This is a genomic window from Buchnera aphidicola (Melanaphis sacchari) (assembly GCF_003096055.1).
Taxonomy (GTDB): domain Bacteria; phylum Pseudomonadota; class Gammaproteobacteria; order Enterobacterales; family Enterobacteriaceae; genus Buchnera; species Buchnera aphidicola_P.
Window position 1 is genome coordinate 532,232 of the sequence record NZ_CP029161.1, and the last position, 25,827, is coordinate 558,058.

A 25,827-nucleotide genomic window follows, 5' to 3' on the forward strand; every position below is an offset into this window, starting at 1 on the left:
GAATATTTCTTATTAAAAATACATATTTGGATAAAAAAGTGAATTTATTCGATACTAACAATGGTATTCTCTATATTGTTCCAACACCTATTGGTAATTTATCTGATATTACTTATCGAGCCATAGAGATTTTAAAAAAAGTTAATTTAATAGCAGTTGAAAACATCCGACATACTAACATCTTACTAGAACATTTTAATATAAAAAATGTTTTAACCACTTTAAATAAAAATAACGAACTGATAAAAAGTAATTATTTAATTCAAAAACTAAAAGAAGGAAAAAATGTTGCCTTAGTATCTAATGCAGGAACACCACTCATTAATGATCCAGGCTATTACTTAATAAAAAAATGTCATTTTTTAAATATTAAAATTATTCCTCTTCCCGGTCCTTGCGCCGCTATTACAGCATTAATTGCCTCCGGAATATCTAGCAATCGCTTTTGCTATGAGGGCTTTTTACCATCAAAAAAAAAACTAGATGCGATCTATTATACTCTTTAAGAAAAGAACAACGAACAATGATCTTTTATGAAACAAAACACCGAATTATTCAAAGTATAAAAGATATTATTGAACAAATTAGTAAAACTAGATACTTAGTCATTGCTAAAGAAATTACAAAAAAATGGGAATCTATTTACGGTACAACTGCGGATAACATGTTAACTTGGCTAAAATCAGATAAAAATCGTTATCAAAAAGGAGAAATGATTATTATTTTAAATGGCTTTCAAGAAATAAAAAATAAAAATATTTCAGAAAAAATTATTAATACATTTAAAATATTAAAAAATTCACTTTCTTTTAAAGAATCTATACTAGTTACTTCTCAAATATATAAAATTAAAAAAAATAAATTATATCGTTACATGTTAAAAAATAAAGAGCAATGACATTCTTATTAAAATAATATATAATTAAATTTTTAAAGTTGATAAAACAGTCGCTGTTTAGTTTTTTAATAAACTAAAAAGAGGAAAGTCCGGGCTCCATAGAGCAAAGGTGCCAGGTAATACCTGGAAAGCGAAAGCTTATGACTAGTGCAACAGAAAAAAAACCACCTTATTTTATAAATTTATTATTATAAATATACGGAAAGGGTGAAAAGGTGCGGTAAGAGCGCACCGCATAGTTGGCAACAACTTATGGCAGGGTAAACTCCACCTGGAGCAAAGTCAAATATAAGTTAATATTCTAGAAGTATTGCTCGTACTTTAAAAAAACCTGGGTAGACTGCTTGAATTAATAAGTAATTATTAATCTAGATGAATGACTGTTTAAAACAGAACCCGGCTTATATATCAACTTACTAATAAAAAAAGATTAAAATTAAAAGGTAATAAATTTATTACCTTTTTTTTTAATTTTTAAAAAATAAAATTATTAATTTCCTGAAATTTGTATTTCAGATAATAATATCGAACCACATTGAATGTTATTATATATGTTTATATCGTTACTAATACTGACAATACTATTCCACATAGTTTTTAAATTACCCGATATCGTCACTTGATGTACTGGATATTTAATTTCTCCATTTTCCACCCAAAATCCTGTCGCGCCACGAGAGTAATTACCAGTGACAATATCTACACCTTGACCCATTAATTCAGTTATTAATAAACCTGATTTCATATTTTTTAATAATTGTTCAAAAGATATATTTTGATTTGAAATTAACCAGTTGTAAATTCCTCCAGAATGCCCTGTACTAATTAATCCTAATTTACGTGCATTATAAGTATTTAATAACCAAGTTTTTAAAATCCCATCTTTAATAATATCTCTTTTTGCAGAATAAACACCTTCATTATCAAACGGTTTACTCCCTAATCCTTGTTTAATATGAGGATCTTCTATGACATTCAACCATTTAGGAAAAATTTTTTTATTTAATTTACGTAATAAAAAAGTAGATTTTTTACAAATGTTGTCACCACTGATAGCGGAGATAAGATAAGAAAAAAAATGAGCAGATATTTTATTAGAAAAAATAATAGGAGATTTTATAGTTTTTATCTTTCGTATTCCTAATCGAGATACAACGCTTTTAGCAGTTTTATAACCAATTATTTTAGATGGTTCTAAATTATCTATTTTTCTTGCAATAGAATAACTAAAATCTCTCTGCATAGAGAAATTATCTTTAGCTATCATACAAATATAGTTTGAATAACGAGTTGAATTATATTTTCCTAGCATTCCTAAACTATTAGCAAAAATATTTATAGTCATATGACTACTAAAAAAACTACCTTCACTATTAATAATTCTTGCATCAAATTGAAAAGCTTCATTTTCTGCTTGAATAATATCATCAATTTTTCTTTTAATATTTATTTCTTCAGGATGAAATAAATCTAAATTTTTCGGATGAAAGCATAATGATTCTATATTTGGAAGACCTGAAAAAAAATCAGAAGAAGAATATTTAGAAATATTAATAGCAATATCTAACATCTTTTTAATTCCGTTAACAGTAAAATCCCTGGATGAAACACTACCTTTAGAAAATTTATTATAAACTGTAATAAAAAGAGCGCCATCATTATTAAATTCTACATTATCTAATATTTTATTTCTTATATTTATATTCATTCCTATAGTTTTTTTAATAAAAATTTCAATAGGAAAGTTGACTTTTTCTTTAGCTAAATTTAAAGTATTCTTGACTGTATTAAGAAGAAACATTTCTTCTTTTTTGATTTGATCAATAAGATTCATATATAAGTTCCTTGAATTATTATATATAATTTAAGCTCAAAATTTTTTTAAAAATGCATTGAGATTATTTTAAATATACGCAATTATATAAAAAAAATGCTTTTTTTCCAAATAAATTACTTGATATAAAAAAGAAACTTTTCAATTCAAAAAATAAGTTTTTTTATAAAATAAGGAATTCACAAATGAATGTAAAAAATATAGTTGCAGGAAAAAATATACCTAATGACATATATGTTATTATTGAAATATCATCTAATTCTTCACCTATTAAATACGAAATAAATAAAGAATCAGGGATGTTATTTGTTGATCGATTTATAGCTACTCCAATGTTTTATCCTTGTAATTATGGATATATAAATGAAACTTTATCGCTTGACGGAGATCCCTTAGATGTTTTAGTACCTTCTCCTCATCCAATACAATCTAATTCGGTAATTCGTTGCAAACCAATTGGAATGTTAAAAATGCTAGATGAATCTGGAGAAGATAATAAAATAATAGCTGTACCAAAAAGTAAAATTTGTGAAGAATATAAAAATATAAATGATATATCAAATTTATCAAAATTACTTAAAAAACAAATTTGGCACTTTTTTAAATATTATAAAAAAATAGAACGAACAAAATGGGTTGAAATCGTTGGATGGGAAAATAATGAACAAGCAAAATTAGAAATCAACACATCATATAATCGATTTAAAAAAATTAATATTTAAAAAAATTGATGTTTAAAAAAATAACTATTTATTAAAAATAAATATCTTGTTCATTAATTTTAAAAACAAAGAAAAAAAATTTTAAATAACCTATTAAATTATATTTTGATAAAATATAACTTAAACTTAATTGAGAAGAAAATGAAATTATCGTTTTAGGTATAATAGAAACTGCTACTTTATCGCTGCTGAATATAGCATTCCATATAACATTAGAAAATTTACCATCATTAATAAAATTTAATTTAAACAATATATTACCCTGGTTAATTAAAATTTTTTGATTTGTTGAAACATTTTCTATACTTTTGGGAATATAACGAAAAAATAAAATCATATATTTTAATATATTATTACTTTTAATGTATATATTATTTAAATGAATATTAGCTATTATTTTTGGATGATATAAATCGCCTAAAAAATACGTATTACCTTTTAATAATCCATCAAATTTTACAATATCATTTATAAAAAAATTTAAAAAAGAAAATTGTACGTTGGAAAAAGTTATTTTCCCTTGTAATTCTTTTCTATTATAAATATCACGAATATTCAAGATGCCAAATATTTTATTTTTTAATGATTTTTGAAATTCATTTATTTTCCATTTAGTTATAATTGTATTTTTTTTTAATTGCAAATAAAAATCCAGATAATCTATTCTTTTAGTAAAAATTTTATCTTTTATTTTTCTTTTTAGTTCTATATTATTGCCTTTTAAAAAAAAATTCATATCAGAAATACTTTTTCCTAATTTCCAATTAAAATTAATATTAAAAAATACATCAGTTTTAAACTTGATTAATGATTGGCTAATGCATTTTTTTAAGAAAAAGTTTATTTTATTTTTAATATTAGAAGAAATATTTTTTATTTTGTAAAGATCGTCTTTGCAGTTGTTATTTTTTACAATATTTTTTTTATAAAAAAATGCCAAAGAAGTATCTTTGATAATCCATTTTCCCCAATATGTTTTGATATAAATTTTTTTTAGCAAACCCTTCCAAAGACCTGATGCGTAATTATTACGACCCATTAAAATACATCTTATAGATACATCTTTATTTTGTTTAAGAAAAAAATTAAAATTTTGTGTATTATGATTCCATTGGCCCTGAAAATTAAAAGAATTAAGATTAACTGATAAAAAATGTAGTTTTTTTATATCAATGTTTATACTATTTAAAATTTTTTTTGGGGAATTTATATGAGTAGAAATTTTTATATTATCTAGTTTAACATTATTCCAACGAATATTTTTCCCCGAAAGATTACCAGAAAATACAGGTGAATAAAACAAACCGTATATGTTAAAAGTAGTGGTTATTACACCCTTTAAATTAGGTAGAAAAAAATCTAAATTATTAAAATTAATAGAAGAAAAAATATTCATTCTTTTTGATATTAAACCAGATAAAAATCCTCTGTTTTTTCCTAATAAAAAACTTATTTTAGGAATTTTAATTTCATCAAATTTTTGATAATTTAATAAACCAAATATAGATATTCTGCGTTTTATTAAATTATTGGGAATATTAAAATAGTATTTAAAAAAATCATGCAATTTTTTATGAAGATGATCTATCGTATCTATTTTTTTTCGAAATAAATATTTATTTAAATTATTTTTTTTAGGACATACTAAGTTTTTATTTTTAATATCTTGAATTAAAGGTTGAAAAAAAATTTTTTTTAAAAAAATTTTTTTTAAATTTCCATGACCTAAAATTTTAACAAATATAGAAGGAGTTCCCGATATATTAAAAATATTTTTTATAGAAAAAAAATAATTACTCGTAGTTCCTTTTAAAGAAAACATAATATCTTTCATATGTATTTTAAATTTTTTATTCAAAGAAAAAATAAAAGAGTAAATTTTAGAATTTAGATAAATGGGATAATTTTCTTTGTTTAATATAATTTTGCCATATGTGTAAAATTGAAATAAAGAATTTCTTGATTTTATTTTAAATGTAAAAATATCATTAATAGTTCCTTGTAATAAGATTTGTATAAATTTGTTATGAAAATTTTTTAAGAAAAACTTATTTTTAATAAAAAAAGAGATAGAAGAATTTTTTTTATAAAAAATTTCTCCTTGGGAATTAAGCTCAAAATATTTTGAAAAAAATTTTATCTTTTTTATTTTTAATACACTTTCTTTTAATTTAGCATTTAGCTCTATTTTAGATAAATTTACTGAATTTTTTTCGAATAACTTCATTTTTTGGCATTTTACTGACTTTAAAGTAATATTTTTTGAAATAAAAAAATTTTTAAAATTTGAAAAAAAAGATTTAAAATCATCTACTTTTTTAGCATTAAAAACATTTTTTTTATAAAAAAAATGTTTTATATAATTATTTGAAGATTTAAAATAAATAGAATAAATATTAGTAGGATAAATCATTAAATGATTATTAAAATTTTTTATACTACTGTGTACGTTAAAAAAAAATATATTACTTTTTTTTATTTTTAACAAAATTTTATCGCAATAAATTTTTTCAAAAAAAATAGGTTTTTTGAAAAAAAATTTTTTTTTGGGTTCAAATATATCTTTTTTAAAAGAAAAATTCTTTTTATTTTTTTGTAAAAAAATTATTAAATTTTTGGTTTCTATTTTTTTAAAGATAGTCGTCATTCGAAACAAAGACATTGGATCAATTATAATATGAATGCTATCTGCTTGAATAGACGTATTCAAAAAATTATAACTAATATTTTTTAAAGTAAAATCTCTCCAATTTCCTGATATTTCTTCTTTTTTTAATCCTAAAAAATAATAATTAGTAATATTAAAAATCCATTTAAATCCAATATTAATTTCTAAAAAAAATAATATTAAAAATGAGAATATAGAAAGAAAAATCAAAGATTTAGATAAGTATCTCTGATACACAGCCATAAAAATTATCCCAATTTCCTATAATTTTAAAAAATTAACTGATGATTGATTATATACAGTCTTAATTTAATTTTTAAAATATTAAAATATTTTTTATGAAAAATTAAGTTAATAGTGCAATAAGACCTCTATTATGGTAATTTATGATATATTAGTATACTAATTAATAGAATTTTATTAAATTATTTATCTATTAAAGGATATTTTAAATATGTCTCGTATATGTCAAATTACAGGAAAAAAAAGAATGATCGGAAATAATCGATCACACGCCATGAATGCAACAAAAAGACAATTTTTACCAAATATTCAATATCATAGATTTTGGATACCTGAAAAAAAAAGATTTATTAAATTACGCATCTCTGCTAAGGGAATGCGTTATATAGATAAGAAAGGGATAGAATCAATAATAAAAAATATCAAAAAATAAAGGTTATATTATGGCAAAAAAAAATAGAGAAAAAATAAAAATGATTTCTTCTGCAAAAACAGGTCATTACTACACTACTACTAAAAATAAAAGAAATACACCAGATAAACTACAATTAAAAAAATATGATCCAATCGTTCGAAAACACGTATTATATAATGAGGGAAAAATTAAATAAAAAATAATTTTATATAAAAAATCTTTTAATTAATTAAAGTATAATTTTTACAAATTATACTTTATATAAAAAATATCTTGAAAAATAAAAAAATTAATTTTTAAAAAGTATGAGATATAAATAAAAACAACTCATTAAACATACCCTGAAAAAAAGAAATAGAATTAGATGTTAAATAATATAGCATCAAGATTCCTATTGATAAATTTAATGGAAAACCAATAGAAAAAATAGATATTTGGGGAGACAATCGATTTAGAAAACTCATCATTAAATTAGATAATAATAAAAAAATCATAATTGGTAAAACAAACATCACACTATTTATAAAAATTGAACTAGAAAATTTCAATAAATTAGAAAAAATATTAATATTAAAATAATTAATAGAAATAGGTATACTATAAAAACTATTAATTAACGCAGATATTAAATAAAGATGCGCATTGACAGCTAAAAATAAAAATAAAACTAAAATATTTAATATACGTGATAAAACAGAAGAGCCGATATTATAATTATTTCCACTAAAGAATGTCGCAAAAGATAAACCCATTTGCAAACCAACTACCTCCCCCGAAAAATTAATTGCACTAAATAAAAATTGAGATACAAAACCTAATGCCACACCAATTAAAACTTGCTGCAAAAGTAATAATAAACCAATAAAAGAGAACAAATTAAAATCTACATGAGGCAAAAAAGGTGATATGATCGCGCTAATTATCGCAGATAAAATTATCTTAATTTTTTTATTTACGTGCTGATGATTAAAAATAGGACCTGTTGAAATAAAAGCAAGAATTCTCACAAAAGGCCAAAATAAATTGCCAATTAAAATTAATAACTGAAAATTATTAAAAGTTAACATTATCTTGCAACTACAGATATATTGTTGAATAAATTATGCATATAATCTAACATGATTCCAAGCATCCAAGGACCAAGAATAGTTATTACAGAAAAAATAGCAATAATTTTAGGAATAAATGAAAGAGTTTGCTCATTAATTTGCGTAGCAGCTTGTAATATACTTACAATCAAACCACTAATTAAAGAAGATAACAATAAAGGCGACGAAATCATTAAGATTACTTTCATAGCCTCATGAAATAATCCCATGACATATTCTGGTGTCATAAAATGTTCCTTTTCTTCTATAAATATATTTTAAGATTTATAAATATTTTTTACATATTAAAACTTTGTGATAATGAAGTTATTAAAATTTTCCATCCATCTACTAATACAAACAACATTAATTTAAATGGCAATGATATAGTAGAAGGGGGAACCATCATCATACCCAAAGCCATCAATACACTAGCTATAACTAAATCAATAATTAAAAAAGGAATGAAAATAGTAAAACCTATTTGAAAAGCAGTTTTTAGCTCACTAGTAATAAAAGATGGCAATAAAATACGCATTGGAATATCTGCTTTATTTTTATAAAAAGAAACATGCGCTAGTTTAGAGAATAGTTCTAAATCAGAAGTTCTTGTTTGATGTAACATAAATGTTTTAAATGGAATAGCACCCTTTTCAATAGCTTCGTTCATATTAATTTTTTCTTCGCTAAAAGGAAGATACGATTCTTTATAAACTTGATCAAAAGTGGGACTCATTATAAAAAAAGTTAAAAATAGCGCTAATCCTAATAATATTTGATTTGGTGGGGCATATGGAGTGCCTATAGCATTTCGAAGTAAACCAAAAACAATAATAATTCTAGTAAAACTAGTCATCATCAAAATGAAAGCAGGCAAAAAAGTCAATAAAGTTAAGAATACTAAAGTTTGAATTGGTAGAGACCATGCTTGACTGCCATCAGATAAAGAATGACTTATTGGTCCAGGAATATCTGCATATACTAAAGGACAAAATAGAAATAAAAACAAAAACGGAATTATTCGATAAAACATTGTATTTTTCCAAAATATTTTAGCAAAATTTTTTAAACAATTAAAAATATTTTTTTTAGGTAAAATAGATTTTTCTTTTTTAAGAAATTTATCTTTTTTATCATATGGTAATGTATATAAATGAGCAATACTATTTTTTGTTACTCCTAAAATTAATTTAGCATCCTTTACTTTTATAATTAGTAAAGATTCATTCGATCCTATTTTTATTTTATCTAATATTTTCAGATAAGAATCTTTTTTAACAACATTAAATAAAGAAATTTTTTTTATTAGCCAACTTAAAACCAATATTAATAATATGATTTGAATTAATGAACTAAATATATGAAAGAAATTTACACTATTAAACATTGGTTCAAGAATATTTGAAGTCAATTGAGAATACTCATCATATTTCATATAATGTAAATTCATTATTGATTATTCACAGAATTTAGATTTTTTTTCATACTTATAATTCGAATACCATATTTCTTTTGTGACACTACAATTTCTCCTAAACCAATTAATTTTCCATTGGCAAAAATTTTTAAAAAATCCTCTGGACTTTCATTTAATGATAACATTGTGCCTACAGAAAAATTTAATAAATCTTTTATTTTTACCTTTAATCCTCCTAATTCAACAGCTATATTAATAGGAAGATTTAAAATTTTTTCATTTTTTTCTATCAATTTATCAACGATATTTGACTGATTTTGTCTTGAATCAGAAGATAGATCTTCTTTAACAAGATTTGTATCATTATTATCTTGAATTTTAAAATCATCAGATGTATTTGAATCATTTACTTTTTCTATTAAATTCACTTAAGCATTCCTTTTTTTATTTTTTACTTTTCTGAATAAATCTTTTCTAAAAAAATAACAGATTTTTGATTAAATTTTTTATAGCTGCATTGAAATATAGGTTTTTTTTCTATATAACCAATCACTTTATCAGGACATGTAATTTCTAAAACATCTCCAATAGATAAATTTTTAAATTGATGTTCAGTAATATAAAAATCTAATAATCGTACAATCATATTTAATTTAACATCATGTATATTTTTAAGAAAAATATTTTTTTTAAAAATTTTTTCTTTTGAAAGTAAATTTCTATTTTTTTTAGTAATCTGATTTTTACTATATTCCTTGAATATTGATAAAGGAACTAAAATTACAAAAAAAATATCTATATTTTTTATTTTTAAATTAAAATAATGAGTAATAAAAGTTTCATTTAAGCTAATTTTTTTTTCATATCTATCTACTATTTTCACATTTAATATTTTTATATTTATAGAAAAAAACTTTTTACATATAGAACAATAAGTATCAATAATTAATTGAACTATTTTTTCATTGATATAATTCTCTATGTAAGTAAGATTCTTTCTTATACATAAATTACGATTATTTTCATAGCTGCTATTTCCTCCAAATAAAAAATCTGTAAAAACAGACAAAAAATTATCAGATAAATATAAGAAAGATTTTATTTTTAAAGGTAAAAATTCAATATTATTAGAATATAAATATTGAGTATTTTCATGCTTATCAAAAGAATTAATATCTATAAAAAAATTATTTATTTGAATATCTTTCTGAATAATATTGGAAATTTTTATTTCAATTTTCTTTATAAAATTATTATTAATAACTTTTATCTTTTCTACTATATCTTTCTTTAAAAAATTATCTAAAGTTTCTTTTTTATAACTCATTTGATATTTTCTAGTCATACTGTTAATTTTGCCAATTTATTAGACGCGTTATAGATAAAAGTTGCTTGAATTAAAAATTAATTATATTAATTAAGATAAATATAATTTAAAAAAATTATTTTAAACATACATATCAATAAATTTATCTTGCGGCAATGTTATATATTGTTTTTTAGAATTAATATTTTCTTTGAATAAAAGTTCATTTAAAAAAATACTTTTTATATTATTTTTATGTTTTTCAGAATAGATTTTCTTAGTACAAAATGAATCATAAATATTAATTTTATTTAATTGAATACCATTTTTAATTAATGAATCAATCAAGAGAGGAATACAATTATCTAAAAAAATTTTAATTTCTTGATTCTTAGAAAAGAAATTTAATGTTACATAATTTTTTTCTATTTTCATTTTAATATATATAGAACCAAAAAAATCAGATTTTAGATGCATTTCTGCTTGTTTTTCTTTCTTGGAAATAGATAGTAATATTTGTCGATTAATTACTTTTTTCCATTTAACATTCAAATCTAAATTAGAAAAAATAAAAGATTTTAAATTCGATTTAGATCGACTAATTTTATCATTAGAAAAATTTATTAACTTAGTTATATTTTCTATTTTATTTGTATTTTTAAAAAGAAAACTATTTTTTTTATAAATGGGATTACTCGTACAATAAAATGCATTTATATCGTTTTTTAAAATTTTTTGATTATTTTTATCGTTAGTACGAGCATCTAAAAAATGGGGTATTTTTTTAAAATATTCATTAAATTTTTTATTAAAAACATTACAATTCTTTGATTTATATAAATGATGCATTTTTATCGATTTTGAAGATAAACTTTGAATAATATATTTTTTATTTTTTCTTTTATAATCTATAATTCTATTTTTTTTTGAAATATTAAAGAAACTTAGAGAAGCTGATCGAATTGCTTTTTTTAATTTGTTTTTATTCATATTTTTATAATTATTATTAAAATTAAAACACAATCTTGAATATTTTTCATTTAAAAGATTGAGCAAATTAAAAATTATAAAATTTGAAGATATAGTAATGTTATTATCTTTTTTTTTTTAGTTGAAATATTATCAAATTCTATTTCTTTATTTAGTAAGCATTTTTTAAAATTATTTAAAACGGATATAAACGAATTATTTTTATGATTCATATTGTGCATACTATAATCTTTATGCAACGTTTTTTTTTCTAAAATGATATTATTAAAATTTATTAACATAATATTACCTTTTTTTAAAAATTTTTAATTGAGCATACTCATGATTTAGTATATTTTCTTTTAAAAACTTTCTTCTGATCATTTTTTTTTTATTTTTTTGGATAAAATAATTCCAAGTATTTAATTTCATTTTACTTCTAGACCATTCAATAATATTTTTGTTAATCATTACATCATAATTCTTAATTATATTTTTATTATCAGAAATAATATCACGTAATTTAGAAATAAAAATATTATAATTTTTCCATTGATTTACAGATATACCTAATTTAAATTCAGATTTTAATTGTGCAACATATTCATTTTGATAGCTTATTAATAATTTTAATTGCTCAATAGATTTTTTTTTTTGAAGGTATAAATTATTAATATATTGCACCTTCTTCTCTATATTTTTTTTTTCAACGCTCTCTAAAAGAGAAAATAAAGTACTTTTAAACTTCATAAAATTAATCCAACAATATTTTTTAAAAAACTAAATAAATATTTTATTTAATTCATTATAAGAATTTAAGTAATTACTTTTTTCTGCTTGTTTTTGTTGTAAAAAATTTTGTAGTAAAGGCCACATTTTAATAGCACGATCTAAAATAGGATCATTCCCAGAAACATAAGCGCCTATATTAATTAAATCTTTATTTCTTTGATATACAGAAACTAACTGCTTAAAATAACAAGATTGACGATATTGTTGATCATTAACAATTTCGGGCATAACACGACTAATAGAAGATTCAATATCAATTGCAGGATAATGCCCCAAATCTGCATAGTAACGAGACAATAAAATATGACCATCTAATATAGAACGACAAAGATGCGCAATAGGATCTTCTTGATCTTCTTCGTTTTCAGTTAAAATTGTATAAAAAGCAGTAATAGATCCATTATTACTTAAATTTCCAGCACGCTCTACTAAAATCGGGATTTTTGAAAATATAGATGATGGATAACCCTTGGATACTGGAAGCTCGCCCAACGATAACGATACTTCTCTTTGTGCCATTGCATAACGTGTTAACGAATCCATAATTAATAAAACATTTTTACCTTTCTGACAAAAATATTCTGCTATATTTGTAGCATATGATGCAGCTTCAATTTGAGATAAAGGCGATACATCCGCTGGGGCAGCAATAACAACAGATTTTAACAATCCATCTAAACCTAATATGTTTTGTATAAAATATTTTACTTCTCTTCCTCTTTCTCCAATTAAAGCAATAATAATAATATCAGCTTGAGTATATCTTGACATCATACCAAGTAAAATGCTTTTTCCAACACCTGAACTAGAAAAAATACCTATTCTTTGACCAAGACCAATAGTAATAAGACCGTTTATAGCACGTATACCAGTATCTAAAATTGTATTAATTGGTTTTCTATCTAATGGATTAATATTATTTTTTTTTGGAATTTTAAAAATTTTTTGATCAAATTCAGGCTTTCCATCCAATGGGTTACCCCTGCTGTCTAACACTCTTCCTAATAATTCTATTCCTAATGGAATTTTATTAAAAATATAATTCATATTTTTAGATATTTTTAAAAATACTCGAGCTCCAGGAAAAACACCATAAATTTCTTCAAAAGAAAATAATAAAGTCTTTTCTCCTTTAAATCCAACTACTTTAGCGTTAATATTTGATAATTTTCCATCTATTATTCTTTCGATAAAACAGTGAGCTCCAATTGGAGCATTTAAACCCGTAGTTTCTAATACCAAGCCATTAATACTAATGAGACGACCATAATAAATAATATTAGACAATTTATTAACTTTATTTTCGAACAAAGAAATTTTTTTTAATATTTTAGAAAATCTTAATTTCATTAAAATTCCTCTGAGTAAATAAGACGACTTAATTCCTTATATCTCGCATTAATAGTATTTTCCAAGTTACTATTTTCTGATTGAATTTTAAATCCATTAATATCTATATCAGTACTATAAACTAATTGAAATTTATAACTACTTAAAGAATCAACTAATATTTTTTCTAATATTTTTTTATTATTTGGATGAATAAATAATTTTGGTTTTATCAGAAAAGTATTGCTATTAATAGTATTTCTTATTTTTTCTGATAAAATAGATTTATCTATATCAATTTTTTCTCCAATGATATAAGAAGAAAAAATTAATGCTGTTTTTAACAAACGCGAAAATAAAATTTTTTCGAATTCGGAAATAGCATGATCTAAACTTTTACACAATATATTTAATTTATTTTTTAAGAATTTATTATTCTCGATTTGTTTTTGAAATCCATCTTGAAATCCTAATTTATATAAATTTTTATCAGTTGATTCATTACTAATATTTTTTATTTGATTATTTTCATTTTGATCATTTTTAAATTTTTTAATAATATGAAAATCTTTTTTTGTAAAAAAACCTAAATCATACAATACGTTATCAATGTTTTCATTATTTTTTAAAGCAATCTCTTGAGGATACCATTTGTTCCATTTTCTTTGAACATCTGTGTCAAACATAATATTTTCCTAAACTGTCTAACGCAAAAACTCCATTATCTATAATATTTTTAGCCATCATTAAAACTAATTTTTGTTCATTTTGTATAGCTTTTTTAGAAATATATGACTTTTTTTCTAAATGTATAGATAATTCTTTTGCTCGTTCTTGGTTCATATTCTTAAAAAACTTTTCTCTTATCATTAAATCAGTACCTTGCAAAGCAATATATAACTTTTCTTGATCTAAGTTTTCTATCAAGCAGCTGATCACTGTATCATCTAAATGTATTATATTTTTAAATAAAAACATTTCTTTAATAATCTGACAGGATATATTTTTATTATGTAAACTAATTTTTTTTAAAATATTTTTTTCATATTCTATTTTCATAGAATGTAAAATTTTTGCGACACATTTTATGCCGCCTTTATCTGAAAAAAGATTATTTTTTTCTTGTAAAAAATTATCTATTATATTATTTAAATCAGACAAATTAGATTCTTTAATACCATTAAACTCAACCATTCTTAAAATTATTTCAGAACATTTTTCTTCATTAAAATGCGAAATAATTTTAGCAGCATGTTTTTTTTCTAAATTAACTACTATACTAGTAATAACTTGAGGATGTTGCTGATCTAATAAATGCGCCACCTTTTCTGATGGCATGGAATTTAAAGTTTTAATACAATTTTTTATTTTTTGAAATTCTAATACTTTATTTAATAATTCGTTACCTTTTTGATTACCCAAACACTTAGTCAGAATATCATTAATATAATCCGTACTATTATTAGAAATAACACTATTATTTTTAATAAAAAGATGGTGACATTCAGATAATACTATGTTCAAAATTGAATCAGGCACTTGATTACAATCAAGCATAGAAATAACTAATTCTTGTACTTCAAAAGGAGTTAAATATTTTAATATCTCTGATGCTTGATCTACCCCAATTGACATTAACAAAATTGCACTTTTTTTAACACCATTTAAATTCATTTTTTATCACTCATCCATTGACGAATAATCGACGCTATAATACGTGGATTTTGATTAGATATATTACAAATTTGATGAATTAATTTATCTGTACTCAATTTTTTTTCAGTATTTGAAATATTTAATTTAGAAAATTTACTATCTTTTTCTAAACTTTTATTCTCCTTCTTTTTATTCTTTTTGTCTAATTCATTTTTTAAAATATTTTTTTCTAAATTACGATTTAAAAAAGAAGAAAAGAGACATTTTTTTAAAAAAAGAATGAAAAAAATGACAGAAATAAACCATGGTAATAAATCTAAAAATATGTCTTTAAAAAAATTCAATTGATTAGAATTACGCGATTTAATAGAAAAAATTTGATTTTTTTGAGAGAAATTTTCGTTAATAACGTGTACAGTATCACCTCTTAATTTAGAAAAACCTATTGATTCGCATACTAAATTTTTAATATTTTTTATTTGCTCTAAAGTTAATGGAACTAATTTTCCCTTTTTATCTTTTACGTAATTTATAACTACTGCAGCTGACAATCTTTTTACCTCTCCTATATTAGATTGAATATGGGATACAGTATGATTCAATTCGTAATTTATTGTATTATCACGATTAATATTAGAATTTAATAAAATATGATCATCTTTTAATTTTTTATTATCTTTTGCAGTATTAAAATTTTTTTGATTTTTATCATTGGATTGATAAATATGATTATTTATATTTTTTTTAAAAAAATTTTCTTTTTTTGGTAATACATTATTAAAATAATCTTTTTTTTCATTTTTTATTTCATCATGAATAATACTTTGGCGGGATCTTATTGATTGCTTCCCATAACGTGTATTCGGTGCGTAACTTTCTTGCGTCTTTTCTCTAGAGTTAAAATCTATTTGCGCTACAACTTGAGCATGAACATTACCTATTCCGAATAATGGTTCTAGAATACCTTTAATCTTGTTGCGATAACGAGATTCAACTTCTTCAGAATATTTTAGTTTTAAATCATTTATTTGATTTGGTTCCAAAAAAGAGTGGTTTAGAAGTGTTCCGAATTGATCTACTATTGTTATATTATCTGTTGATAGACCAGATATGCTACTAGAAATTAAATGCAATATGGCATTTGTTTGTTTTAAATCTAATTTTGCACCAGGTTTTAAAATTAAAAAAACAGAAGCAGATGGTTTTTTTTGATCTTGTAAAAATAATGAATCTTTTGGTAAAGCTATATGTATTCTAGCGTTTTTGATAACATTCATTTTTTGTATAGTACGAGAAATTTCTCCTTCTAAAGCACGTTGATAATTAATTTGTTCACTAAATTGACTTACTCCAAATTTTTCTTTATCTAATAATTCAAAACCAACCGAACTACTTGGGAGATTGTTTTCTGCCAAATATAAACGAATATTGTATATATTTTCTTTCGGAACTAATAATTGCTTAGAATCTTCAGAGATTTGATAAGGAATTTTCATTTCGTTCAACTGATTTATAATAGCTCCTCCATCTTCACTAGATAAATTACTATATAATACTTGATAATCCGGAGATTTTCGCCATACCGAAATTGAGATAGCAATAACTACTGATAACATTAATAAAATAATTAAAATGCGTGAATTTTTAAAAAAATAGGATAAAAAATTACCAAATTTTTTTTTCTCTTCTGAAATAGACTCTTCTATAGCACTAAAATTCATAAAATCTTCCTAATATAATAAGCTAATATAATGGTATAATTCACTTATAATTAAATTTCACTTGAAATAAAAACATTTCCTGATAAATTAGATATCTACAAAATTGTACTAATACACATTAATTATAAGGTCATTTCAAATAGTAATTTAAAAAATTTTTATAATAAGATATGAATTAAGACTAAAAAAAATTTACGAGGAAGATATGTTTATTGAAAATATTAAAGATCAAAGTATCTCTAAAGCAAGCAACTTATTAGAAAACAATTTAAATAAAAACAAAAAAAACAAAAAATTTTTTAATTGTTTTCAAACAGCAATAAATAATGCTCATAACATCGAAAAAAATGTTAAAAAAAATTATTCTGATATTTCTTTAAATGATGCAATGATAAATTTACAAAAAGCTTCTATTTCAATAGAATTAGCCATTCAGATAAGAAATAAAATTGTTTCAGCATATAAAGAAATAATGAACCAACAAATATAATTAAAAAAAATCCTGTTGTACTTTATTTTTTTAAGTACAACATAATATTTCAAAATACGATATTTTTAATTTTATATGCAGTAAAATTTTTTAATTTATAAAAAATTATTTAAATAAATTTTATTTTTGGAGCTAAGCGGAATCGAACCGCTGACATCTTGCATGCCATGCAAGCGCTCTTCCATCTGAGCTATAGCCCCAAAATATTACAATATAAAAACCCATGAATTCTGTCAATTCATTTTTCTATAAAATTATATTCCTCTTTAAATAGATAATATTTCATTTTTTGAAAAATTTTTATTACTATTCTCGTTTTCAATAAAATAAATTGCTTTTTTTAATCTCAATAAAATTTTTTTCTTGCCAACTAAAAACATTACAGAACTAATATTTGGAGAATACATATTTCCTGTTAGTACAACGCGTAATAACATATTAATATCTTTTATTTTAATATTAAATTCAATCAATAAACTATTCATTATTAATGATAATTCTTCTATTTTCCAAATAGACATTTTTTTTATTTTTTTATAAATATTTTTTAAAATATCATAATTATTTTTAGTTAAATATTTATCAGCTGCTATTTTATCAAAACTTTCAAAATCTTCATAAAAATATTTACAAGATTGTGCAAGTTCTTTCAAAGTATGATAACGCCCTTTAAATAGTTCTAGTAAATACTTTAAATCTGGTCCATTTTTTATATTGATATTTATACGACTCATATAATTTTCGAAGATTTTAGAAATATACTTCGTCGGTAAATGATGTAAATAATATCTATTCAACCATAAAAGTTTTTGCATATTAAAAATACTAGAAGATTTACTGATAGAATCTAAAGTAAATAATTCTTGCATTTCTGATACATTAAAAATTTCTTGATTTCCAAAAGACCAGCCTAATCTTACTATATAATTAAGTAATGCTTCTGGTAAAAAACCCTCTTCATAATACTTAATTATATCCATAGCGTGATTTCTTTTAGAAAATTTTTTTCCATTTTCATCAAATATCATAGATACATGTGCATAAACAGGTATTTTAGCTCTTAGAGATTGTAAAATATTAATTTGACGAGGTGTATTATTTATATGATCTTCACCTCGAATGACATGAGTTATTCCCATATCTAAGTCATCTATCACTACGCAAAAATTATAAGTAGGAATTTTATTAGAACGTTGAATAACAAGATCATCTAATTCTTTATTATTAAAAGTAATTTTACCTCTAATTTTATCCTTAAAGGTAACTTGACCAAAAAGTGGATTTTTAAATCGAACTACATATTTTTCACTAATACTTTTTTGTTGCTTTAATTCTCTACATGTTCTACTATAACGTGGTTTTTCTCCTCTCGAAATTTGTTCTATGCGTTCTCTTTCTATTTTTTGAGGAGAGCAAAAACATTTATAAGCACTTCCTTGTTCTAACATAGTTTGAATAACTTCTTTGTATCTTTCTAACCTTTTAGTTTGAAAATAAGGGCCTTCGTCCCAATCTATACCTAACCACTTTAATCCTCTTAAAATTGATGCGACAGAAATTGATTTAGATCGTAAAGAATCTGTATCTTCTATACGAAGTATAAATTTTCCATGATAATGACGAGCAAATAACCATGCATATAAAGCAGTACGAATGCTACCAATATGCAAACTCCCAGTAGGACTAGGCGCAAAGCGAGTTTTAACTTTCATATACCCCTTAATAAGTTATTAAATTATATTTTTTAAAATTTTTTAAAAAAAATATTAATTTTTTTAAAATTTACTAAATACATTAAATTTTAGATATAAATTTCATCGTAATGATTAAATTTACAACAAATAAGTGTTTTTTTAAAAAAAAAGATTGACTCTATTTTTCTTATCTTTACAATAAAAGAATAAACAAATAAATCGGGGTGATTAGCTCAGTTGGTAGAGCTCTTCCTTTACACGGAAGAAGTCGGCGGTTCGAGTCCGTCATCACCCACCAAAAATTCTTAAGGGTCGTTAGCTCAGTTGGTAGAGCAGTTGACTTTTAATCAATTGGTCGCAGGTTCAAATCCTGCACGACCCAAAAATGTACTATATTTAACTTAATTAAAACATCTTTCATACTCTACAATATCAAATTAAAAAAATCTTTAATTCTTCTTCATTTATCATATGAATTTTTAGTTGACGTGCTTGAAAAAATTTAGAACCAAAATTTTCTCCATAAATTAATAAATCTGTACTTTTAGAAACTTTATTTAAAATTTTAGCACCAAATTCAATTAAAATATTTTTTATTTCACTGCGTGAAAAAGAAACAAACTTGCCTGTTAAAACTATTTTTTTACCAATAAAAAATTTTTTTTTATATTTTTTTTGTTTTGTTCGATTTACAGAAAAACGTATTTCTTTTAGTAATTTTATTACTAAGACTCGGTTTTTTGAAATAGAAAAATAATTAAATATATTAAACGCGATAATTTTGCCAATTCCATCAATGTTTTCTAACTCGATTAATGTAGAATGAATTAATGCATCCATAGACTCATATCTTTCAGATAACTTCTCTGCTATTCTTTCACCCACCGAAAAAATTCCTAAAGCATAAATAAAATTTCTTAAACTAGTATTTCTCGATTGATCAATAGTACTAATTATTTTAGTACTTTTTTTGTCACCTATTTTATCTATTTTTTTTAAATCATCTTTCTTAAGATAAAAAAAATCTATAGGACTATTGACAAGATTTTTTTTTATTAATTTACTAATTATTTTAGGGCCTAATCCATTAATAAATAACGCATTTTTAGAGAAGAAATGATGTAATGATTTTTCTTTTTGTGCTGTACATAATAACCCAGAATTACAGCGTACTATTTTTTCTTTTTCATCTTCTAATAACTTAGATCCACATATCGGACAAAAAAGAGGAAAAATAATTTTTTTAGAATTATTATCACTCTTATTTTTAATAATTCTTATAATTTTAGGTATAACGTCGCCACAACGACGTACAATAACAAAATCATTAATACACAATTGAAACTTTTCAATTTCATTTTTATTATATAAAGAAGCTTTTCTTATTTTCACTCCAGATATATAAATAGGATCAAAATACGCAACTGGAGTAATTATTCCTGTTCTACCAACTTGGAATTTTACTTTATTTAATCGAGTTATTATTTCCTTAGAAGAAAACTTAAACGCTATTGCCCATCGAGGATGCTTCGCATTAAAACCTATTTTTTTTTGTAATTCTATAGAGTTTACTTTTATTACAATACCATCTATATCAAAATCAATAAAAAAACGTTTTTTTTCAAACTTTTTGTAAAAATTAAATATTTCTAAATAACTTGAAGTAATAAAAATATTTTTATTAACCGGAATACCCCATTCTAATAATTTCATTAATCTATCATAATGAGTTTTAATAAATTCCATTCCTTTAAAAAAACCATATCCATGAGCAAAAAACATCAAATTTCTTGCAGCAGTTACTTTAGAATCAATTTGACGCAACGAACCTGCTGCTGCATTTCGAGGATTGGAAAAAAATTTTTCTTTATTACTTTTATTCGTCTGATTTAATGATTTAAAATCAGACTTTAGCATAAATACTTCACCTCGCACTTCTAATCTATCGGGTATTTTAGATCCTTTCAATATTAAAGGAATTGATTTAATAGTATAAACATTTTTTGTAATGTTTTCACCTACATAACCATCGCCACGAGTCGATGCACGAGTTAATATACCTCTTTCATAAATTAAACTTACAGCTATTCCATCAATTTTTAATTCACAGCAATAATTCACTACAGAATTGCTAACCAATTTTTTAATTCTAGTTTCGAATTCTAAATAACCTTTTAAATTAAATGCATTATCTAACGAAAGCATAGGAAAAAAATGAACCGATTTTTTAAATTTATCAATTAAATTTGAACCTATTCTTTGAGTGGGTGAGTCAGAAGTAATAAATTGTTTATTTTTTAATTCTAAACTATACAATTGACTTAACAAGTAATCATATTCTGCATCAGAAACAATAGGTTGATCTAACTTATGATAAAAATACTCATATTTTAAAATTTTTTTACGCAATTGATCGATTTTATTTTTAATTGATTCCATAATTTTATTAAATTTTTTACCAAAAATAACATTTAGTTATTTTAAATTTTTTATATTAATGATATTGATATTACTCATAATGCTGTTTTTTAATATATAAAAAAATAAATTTTTATAAAGATTAAAATTTCAATTAAAATATACAATTTGATAAATTAAAAAATTTATGAATAAAAAAATCGTAATATTAATTATTTTAATTTTTTAAAATAGACTTCTATGATATTCGTGAAAAGCAGTATAATAAAGATAAAAATTTAAATATTAAAAATGCAATCAAGATTTTTATTTTACATCAAATTCGTACAAATATTTAATTAAAATTAACTAAAAATAGGAACAAAATGAATAAAATATACGAAGATAATTCATTAACAATTGGAAAAACACCGCTAGTTAGATTAAATAACATAGGAAAAGGAAATATTTTAGCAAAAATCGAATCTAGAAATCCAAGTTTTAGCGTGAAATGCAGAATTGGTGCTAATATGATATGGGATGCAGAAAAAAAAGGCTTATTAAAGAAAAATACAAAATTAATAGAAGCTACTAGCGGTAATACGGGAATAGCTTTAGCATATGTAGCAGCATCAAGAAATTATCAACTGACCCTAACAATGCCTGATTCAATGTCTATTGAAAGAAAAAAATTATTAAAATCTTTAGGAGCGAATTTAATTTTAACAAATAGTCAAGATGGTATGCGAGGTGCTATTAATAAAGCTAATGAAATTGCATCTTCAGATATTAAAAATTATCTTTTATTAAAACAATTTGAAAATCCAGCTAATCCTGAAATACATGAAAAAACTACTGGTCCAGAAATATGGAATGATACTCTTGGAAATATAGATGTATTGATTTCTGGTGTAGGAACTGGAGGAACCATTACAGGAATTACGCGATATATAAAAAATAAAAAAAATAAAAAAAACTTTATTAGTATCGCAGTAGAACCCTCCGAATCTCCTGTAATTACACAGTTTTTATCAGGTAAAAAAATACAACCAGGAGTACATAAAATACAAGGAATTGGAGCTGGTTTTATTCCTAAAAACTTAGATTTGTCATTGATTGACAAAACAATAACTGTATCAAGCACAGAAGCAATATTAAACGCTCGACGCATAATGCTCGAAGAAGGCATACTGGCTGGTATTTCTTCTGGTGCTGCTATAGCTGCTGCCTTGAAAATACAAAATCAAAAAAAATTTTTTAATAAAAATATAGTAGTAATATTACCTTCATCTGGAGAACGTTATTTAAGTACTGAATTATTTTCATGATTATTTCAAAAGTAGTAAAAATTTTAACTAATACAATTTTTTTAATAAAAAGGATTTATTTTTTTATTATAAAAATTGTATTTATAAAAATGAAAAACCAGAAAATAAATAGGAAAAGAAAATGTTACAAAATAAAATCACTATTAACTCATTACATGGATTACATACTCGCCCTGCAGCAGAATTTGTAAAAGAAGCAAAAAAATTTGTTTCTGAAATTTTTATTATTTATAAAGGAAAATCTATTAATGCAAAAAGTTTATTTAAAATTCAAACATTAGGTTTGGTTCAAGGTAGTATTATTACATTATCAGCAGCAGGGAAAGATGAAAAAAAAGCTATTAAACATTTATCTAAAATAATGACAGAATTAGAATAAATCATAATTAAAGAAATAATTTATGAATTTTTTATAAAATACCGGAGGTTAAAAATTACTTCCGGATCATATTTATAAAAATAATATATTCGCCTGACACTAAATGTTTTCCCTTATCTAAATCAATAAATTTATAGTCAAAGGTAATGTTATGATTTCAGGCATTTTGGCATCACCGGGTATAGCTTTTGGAAAAGCTCTTTTATTAAAAAATGAAGAAATTATTATTAGCCGGAAAATAATTACCACTAAAAATATTACTTCAGAAATAAACAAATTTCTAAATGGTAGAAAAAAAACAATCAAACAGTTACAAGAAATAAAAAAAACAACAGGAAAAAAACTTGGCAAGAAAAAAGAAAGTATTTTTGAAAGTCATATTATTCTCCTTGAAGACGAAGAATTAGAAAAAGAAATAATTAACTCAATCAAAGAAAAAAAAATATCCGCAGCAGCTGCAACCGAATTTGTCATTGAAGAACAAGCCAAAACGCTTGAGAAGATTACAGATGAATATTTAAAAAATAGAGCAATTGACGTAAGAGATATTGGACAGCGCTTATTAAAAAATATACTCAATATAAATATTATTGATTTAAATAATATAAAAAATAAAGTCATTTTAATTGCAAAAGAGCTTACTCCATCAGAAACAGCGCAAATGAATCTAAAATATATTTTAGGATTTATTACTGACTTAGGCGGTCCAACATCACATACTTCAATTATGGCAAGATCGTTAGAAATACCTGCTATTGTAGGAACTGGAAATATTACACAAATAGCTAAAAACAATGATTTTATTATTTTGGATTCTATTAACAATCAAATTTTTATAAATCCATCAGACAAATTAATCAATGAAAAGAAAACAATAGAAAAAAAATATTTTTTTAAAAAAAATAATTTAATAAAGTTAAAAAATTTAAATGCCGTAACTACTGATGGCCATCAAATAAAAATTGGCGCAAATATTGGAAACGTTCAAGATATTAATTCAGCAAAAAAAAATGGAGCAGAATGTATAGGACTTTATCGAACAGAATTTTTATTCATGGATCGCAATGAACTACCAACGGAAGATGAACAATTTCAAGCATATCAGGAAATTGCAAAATCCATGAAAAATAGTTCTGTTATAATAAGAACAATGGATATTGGTGGGGACAAAGATCTTCCTTATATGAATTTACCAAAAGAAGATAATCCCTTTTTAGGGTGGCGAGCAATACGCATTTTAATAGATCGTAAGGAAATATTAAACGCTCAATTAAAAGCTATTTTAAGAGCTTCTGCATTCGGCAAGATATATATTTTATTTCCCATGATTATTTCAGTAGAGGAAATTAGAATTTTAAAAAATGAAATTAAAAAAATTCAACATGAATTAAGTCAAAATAATATAAAATTTGATAAAAATATTAAAATCGGAATTATGATCGAAACACCAGCATCAGCTATAATAGCAGAATATTTAATAAAAGAAGTAGATTTTTTCAGTATTGGAACTAATGATTTAACACAATATACTTTAGCTGTTGATAGAGGAAACGATCTAATTTCCCACCTTTATAATCCTATTAGCCCATCTATTTTAAAATTAATAAAAAAAGTTATTGATATTTCTCATAAATATGGAAAATGGACTAGTATGTGCGGAGAATTAGCTGGAGATGAAAGAGTTACTGCATTATTAATAGGAATGGGATTAGATGAATTTAGTATGAGTGCAACTAGTATTCTTAAAATTAAGAAAATTATTCGAAGTATATCTTTTTCAAAGTCTCAAAAATTAGCTAAAAAGGTATTAAACGTAGTGACTTCAGAAGAAATATTTTACTTACTAAATAAATTTTTTAAGGAGTAATTTGATCTTAAAAATAAAAATTTAACAATAGAGGTTATTCAGGAGAATAAAATGAGCTTTTTATCAAATTTATTTACTAATAAAAAACTTAAGTTTTCAAAAAAAATTGATATTTTTGCGCCTATATCAGGTGAAATAATAAATATTGAAGATGTACCAGATGCAGTTTTTTCTAAAAAAATTGTAGGAGATGGAATAGCTATAAAACCCTCAGGAAACAAAATGCTTGCTCCAATTAAAGGAACTATTGGAAAAATACTTGATAGTATGCATGCATTCTCAATTATTTCAGAAGATGGAGTTGAATTATTTGTTCATTTTGGAATTGATACAATAAAACTTAAAGGAGCAGGTTTTCAAAAAGTAGCTAAAGATAATCAAAAAGTTAATATTGGTGATACCATCATCCTTTTTGATTTAAATTTTTTAAAAGAAAAAGCTCGTTCTATTTTAACTCCCGTTGTAATCTCTAATATAGAGAAATTTAAAAAATTAGAAAAATCATCTGGTAATATCATTTCGGGTAAAACAATTATCATGTCTTTGTATAATTAACTTTTAATATAAAAACGGTGCTATTATTTAGTACCGTTTTATACAAAAAGAAATATATG

24 protein-coding genes, 3 tRNA genes, 1 other RNA gene and 2 pseudogenes are annotated in these 25,827 nt (G+C 23.0%); 12 read left to right on the forward strand and 18 right to left on the reverse strand.

Annotation, left to right across the window (positions count from 1 at the left end):
• Positions 1-38 precede the first annotated feature (38 nt).
• Positions 39-898, forward strand: a pseudogene (gene rsmI, locus DD681_RS02600) (16S rRNA (cytidine(1402)-2'-O)-methyltransferase).
• 34 nt (positions 899-932) lie between these two features.
• Positions 933-1,318, forward strand: an RNA gene (rnpB, locus tag DD681_RS02605) — RNase P RNA component class A.
• 70 nt (positions 1,319-1,388) lie between these two features.
• On the opposite strand, the gene pmbA is transcribed toward rnpB, so the two are convergent.
• Entirely contained in the window at positions 1,389-2,732 is a 1,344-nt protein-coding gene (gene pmbA, locus DD681_RS02610) for a metalloprotease PmbA (protein ID WP_158341449.1), read from the reverse strand.
• A 185-nt stretch (positions 2,733-2,917) separates the two neighbouring features.
• Between pmbA and ppa the strand changes: the two genes are divergently transcribed.
• Positions 2,918-3,454, forward strand: coding sequence for an inorganic diphosphatase (ppa, locus tag DD681_RS02615; protein WP_158341450.1), 537 nt, complete (start codon positions 2,918-2,920; stop codon positions 3,452-3,454).
• Between the two features lie 31 nt (positions 3,455-3,485).
• Here ppa and DD681_RS02620 read toward each other — a convergent pair whose 3' ends face one another.
• A complete protein-coding gene (locus DD681_RS02620) occupies positions 3,486-6,365 on the reverse strand; it encodes a translocation/assembly module TamB (RefSeq protein ID WP_158341451.1) in 2,880 nt (959 codons plus the stop codon).
• Positions 6,366-6,576: 211 nt separating this feature from the next.
• On the opposite strand from DD681_RS02620, the gene rpmB reads away from it, so the two are divergent.
• Both rpmB and rpmG read left to right on the forward strand, forming a co-directional pair.
• Entirely contained in the window at positions 6,577-6,798 is a 222-nt protein-coding gene (gene rpmB / locus DD681_RS02625) for a 50S ribosomal protein L28 (RefSeq protein ID WP_158341452.1), read from the forward strand.
• Positions 6,799-6,808: 10 nt separating this feature from the next.
• Positions 6,809-6,976 (forward strand): 50S ribosomal protein L33, encoded by a 168-nt coding sequence (rpmG, locus tag DD681_RS02630; protein WP_158341453.1) that lies wholly within the window; start codon positions 6,809-6,811, stop codon positions 6,974-6,976.
• 100 nt (positions 6,977-7,076) lie between these two features.
• Here the strand turns inward: rpmG and fliR are convergent, their stop codons facing one another.
• From fliR to fliF, 13 genes and pseudogenes are all read right to left on the reverse strand, one after another.
• Positions 7,077-7,847, reverse strand: coding sequence for a flagellar biosynthetic protein FliR (gene fliR / locus DD681_RS02635; protein ID WP_158341454.1), 771 nt, complete (start codon positions 7,845-7,847; stop codon positions 7,077-7,079).
• On the reverse strand, positions 7,847-8,116 hold the full coding sequence (gene fliQ, locus DD681_RS02640) for a flagellar biosynthesis protein FliQ (RefSeq protein ID WP_158341455.1): 270 nt from the start codon (positions 8,114-8,116) through the stop codon (positions 7,847-7,849). The genes fliR and fliQ overlap by 1 nt, the downstream gene beginning before the upstream one ends.
• A gap of 50 nt (positions 8,117-8,166) precedes the next feature.
• The gene (fliP, locus tag DD681_RS03175) at positions 8,167-8,901 is read right to left on the reverse strand and encodes a flagellar type III secretion system pore protein FliP (RefSeq protein WP_261788371.1); all 735 of its coding nucleotides are present in this window, start codon (positions 8,899-8,901) and stop codon (positions 8,167-8,169) included.
• A 30-nt stretch (positions 8,902-8,931) separates the two neighbouring features.
• Positions 8,932-9,318: pseudogene (gene fliO, locus DD681_RS03180) on the reverse strand (flagellar biosynthetic protein FliO); the annotation flags it as partial.
• On the reverse strand, positions 9,318-9,713 hold the full coding sequence (locus tag DD681_RS02650; protein WP_158341456.1) for a FliM/FliN family flagellar motor switch protein: 396 nt from the start codon (positions 9,711-9,713) through the stop codon (positions 9,318-9,320). The pseudogene fliO and the gene DD681_RS02650, both read right to left, overlap by 1 nt.
• A 23-nt stretch (positions 9,714-9,736) precedes the next feature.
• The gene (locus DD681_RS02655) at positions 9,737-10,612 is read right to left on the reverse strand and encodes a FliM/FliN family flagellar motor switch protein (RefSeq protein WP_187151976.1); all 876 of its coding nucleotides are present in this window, start codon (positions 10,610-10,612) and stop codon (positions 9,737-9,739) included.
• A 120-nt stretch (positions 10,613-10,732) separates the two neighbouring features.
• Positions 10,733-11,581 (reverse strand): flagellar hook-length control protein FliK, encoded by an 849-nt coding sequence (locus tag DD681_RS02660; RefSeq protein ID WP_158341458.1) that lies wholly within the window; start codon positions 11,579-11,581, stop codon positions 10,733-10,735.
• A 74-nt stretch (positions 11,582-11,655) separates the two neighbouring features.
• Positions 11,656-11,862, reverse strand: coding sequence for a hypothetical protein (locus DD681_RS02665; RefSeq protein ID WP_158341459.1), 207 nt, complete (start codon positions 11,860-11,862; stop codon positions 11,656-11,658).
• Between the two features lie 4 nt (positions 11,863-11,866).
• Complete coding sequence (locus DD681_RS02670) at positions 11,867-12,310, reverse strand: flagellar export protein FliJ (protein WP_158341460.1); 444 nt, start codon at positions 12,308-12,310, stop codon at positions 11,867-11,869.
• Between the two features lie 30 nt (positions 12,311-12,340).
• On the reverse strand, positions 12,341-13,702 hold the full coding sequence (locus DD681_RS02675) for a FliI/YscN family ATPase (protein WP_158341461.1): 1,362 nt from the start codon (positions 13,700-13,702) through the stop codon (positions 12,341-12,343).
• The gene (locus tag DD681_RS02680) at positions 13,702-14,367 is read right to left on the reverse strand and encodes a FliH/SctL family protein (protein ID WP_158341462.1); all 666 of its coding nucleotides are present in this window, start codon (positions 14,365-14,367) and stop codon (positions 13,702-13,704) included. Before DD681_RS02680 ends, DD681_RS02675 begins: the two co-directional genes overlap by 1 nt.
• Positions 14,360-15,355: a flagellar motor switch protein FliG gene (locus DD681_RS02685; protein WP_158341463.1), complete on the reverse strand. Its 996-nt coding sequence runs from the start codon at positions 15,353-15,355 to the stop codon at positions 14,360-14,362. The genes DD681_RS02680 and DD681_RS02685 overlap by 8 nt, the downstream gene beginning before the upstream one ends.
• Complete coding sequence (fliF, locus tag DD681_RS02690; RefSeq protein WP_158341464.1) at positions 15,352-17,058, reverse strand: flagellar basal-body MS-ring/collar protein FliF; 1,707 nt, start codon at positions 17,056-17,058, stop codon at positions 15,352-15,354. The genes DD681_RS02685 and fliF overlap by 4 nt, the downstream gene beginning before the upstream one ends.
• A 205-nt stretch (positions 17,059-17,263) precedes the next feature.
• Here fliF and DD681_RS02695 point away from each other — a divergent pair, with 205 nt between their 5' ends.
• The gene (locus tag DD681_RS02695; protein ID WP_158341465.1) at positions 17,264-17,548 is read left to right on the forward strand and encodes a flagellar hook-basal body complex protein FliE; all 285 of its coding nucleotides are present in this window, start codon (positions 17,264-17,266) and stop codon (positions 17,546-17,548) included.
• Positions 17,549-17,675: 127 nt separating this feature from the next.
• Here DD681_RS02695 and DD681_RS02700 read toward each other — a convergent pair.
• Positions 17,676-17,748: transfer RNA gene (locus DD681_RS02700), tRNA-Ala, on the reverse strand.
• 66 nt (positions 17,749-17,814) lie between these two features.
• A complete protein-coding gene (gene gltX / locus DD681_RS02705; RefSeq protein ID WP_158341466.1) occupies positions 17,815-19,260 on the reverse strand; it encodes a glutamate--tRNA ligase in 1,446 nt (481 codons plus the stop codon).
• 204 nt (positions 19,261-19,464) lie between these two features.
• Between gltX and DD681_RS02710 the strand changes: the two genes are divergently transcribed.
• Positions 19,465-19,540 (forward strand) — tRNA-Val (locus DD681_RS02710).
• A gap of 11 nt (positions 19,541-19,551) precedes the next feature.
• Positions 19,552-19,624, forward strand: a tRNA-Lys gene (locus tag DD681_RS02715).
• A gap of 50 nt (positions 19,625-19,674) precedes the next feature.
• Here DD681_RS02715 and ligA read toward each other — a convergent pair.
• A complete protein-coding gene (ligA, locus tag DD681_RS02720; protein ID WP_158341467.1) occupies positions 19,675-21,681 on the reverse strand; it encodes an NAD-dependent DNA ligase LigA in 2,007 nt (668 codons plus the stop codon).
• Between the two features lie 344 nt (positions 21,682-22,025).
• On the opposite strand from ligA, the gene cysK reads away from it, so the two are divergent.
• The 4 genes from cysK (at position 22,026) to crr (ending at position 25,768) form a co-directional block, all read left to right on the forward strand.
• Complete coding sequence (gene cysK, locus DD681_RS02725) at positions 22,026-22,967, forward strand: cysteine synthase A (RefSeq protein WP_158341468.1); 942 nt, start codon at positions 22,026-22,028, stop codon at positions 22,965-22,967.
• A gap of 121 nt (positions 22,968-23,088) precedes the next feature.
• Positions 23,089-23,346 (forward strand): HPr family phosphocarrier protein, encoded by a 258-nt coding sequence (locus tag DD681_RS02730; RefSeq protein ID WP_158341469.1) that lies wholly within the window; start codon positions 23,089-23,091, stop codon positions 23,344-23,346.
• A 151-nt stretch (positions 23,347-23,497) separates the two neighbouring features.
• A complete protein-coding gene (gene ptsI / locus DD681_RS02735; RefSeq protein ID WP_158341470.1) occupies positions 23,498-25,213 on the forward strand; it encodes a phosphoenolpyruvate-protein phosphotransferase PtsI in 1,716 nt (571 codons plus the stop codon).
• A gap of 51 nt (positions 25,214-25,264) precedes the next feature.
• On the forward strand, positions 25,265-25,768 hold the full coding sequence (gene crr, locus DD681_RS02740; RefSeq protein WP_158341471.1) for a PTS glucose transporter subunit IIA: 504 nt from the start codon (positions 25,265-25,267) through the stop codon (positions 25,766-25,768).
• Positions 25,769-25,827: the final 59 nt, after the last annotated feature.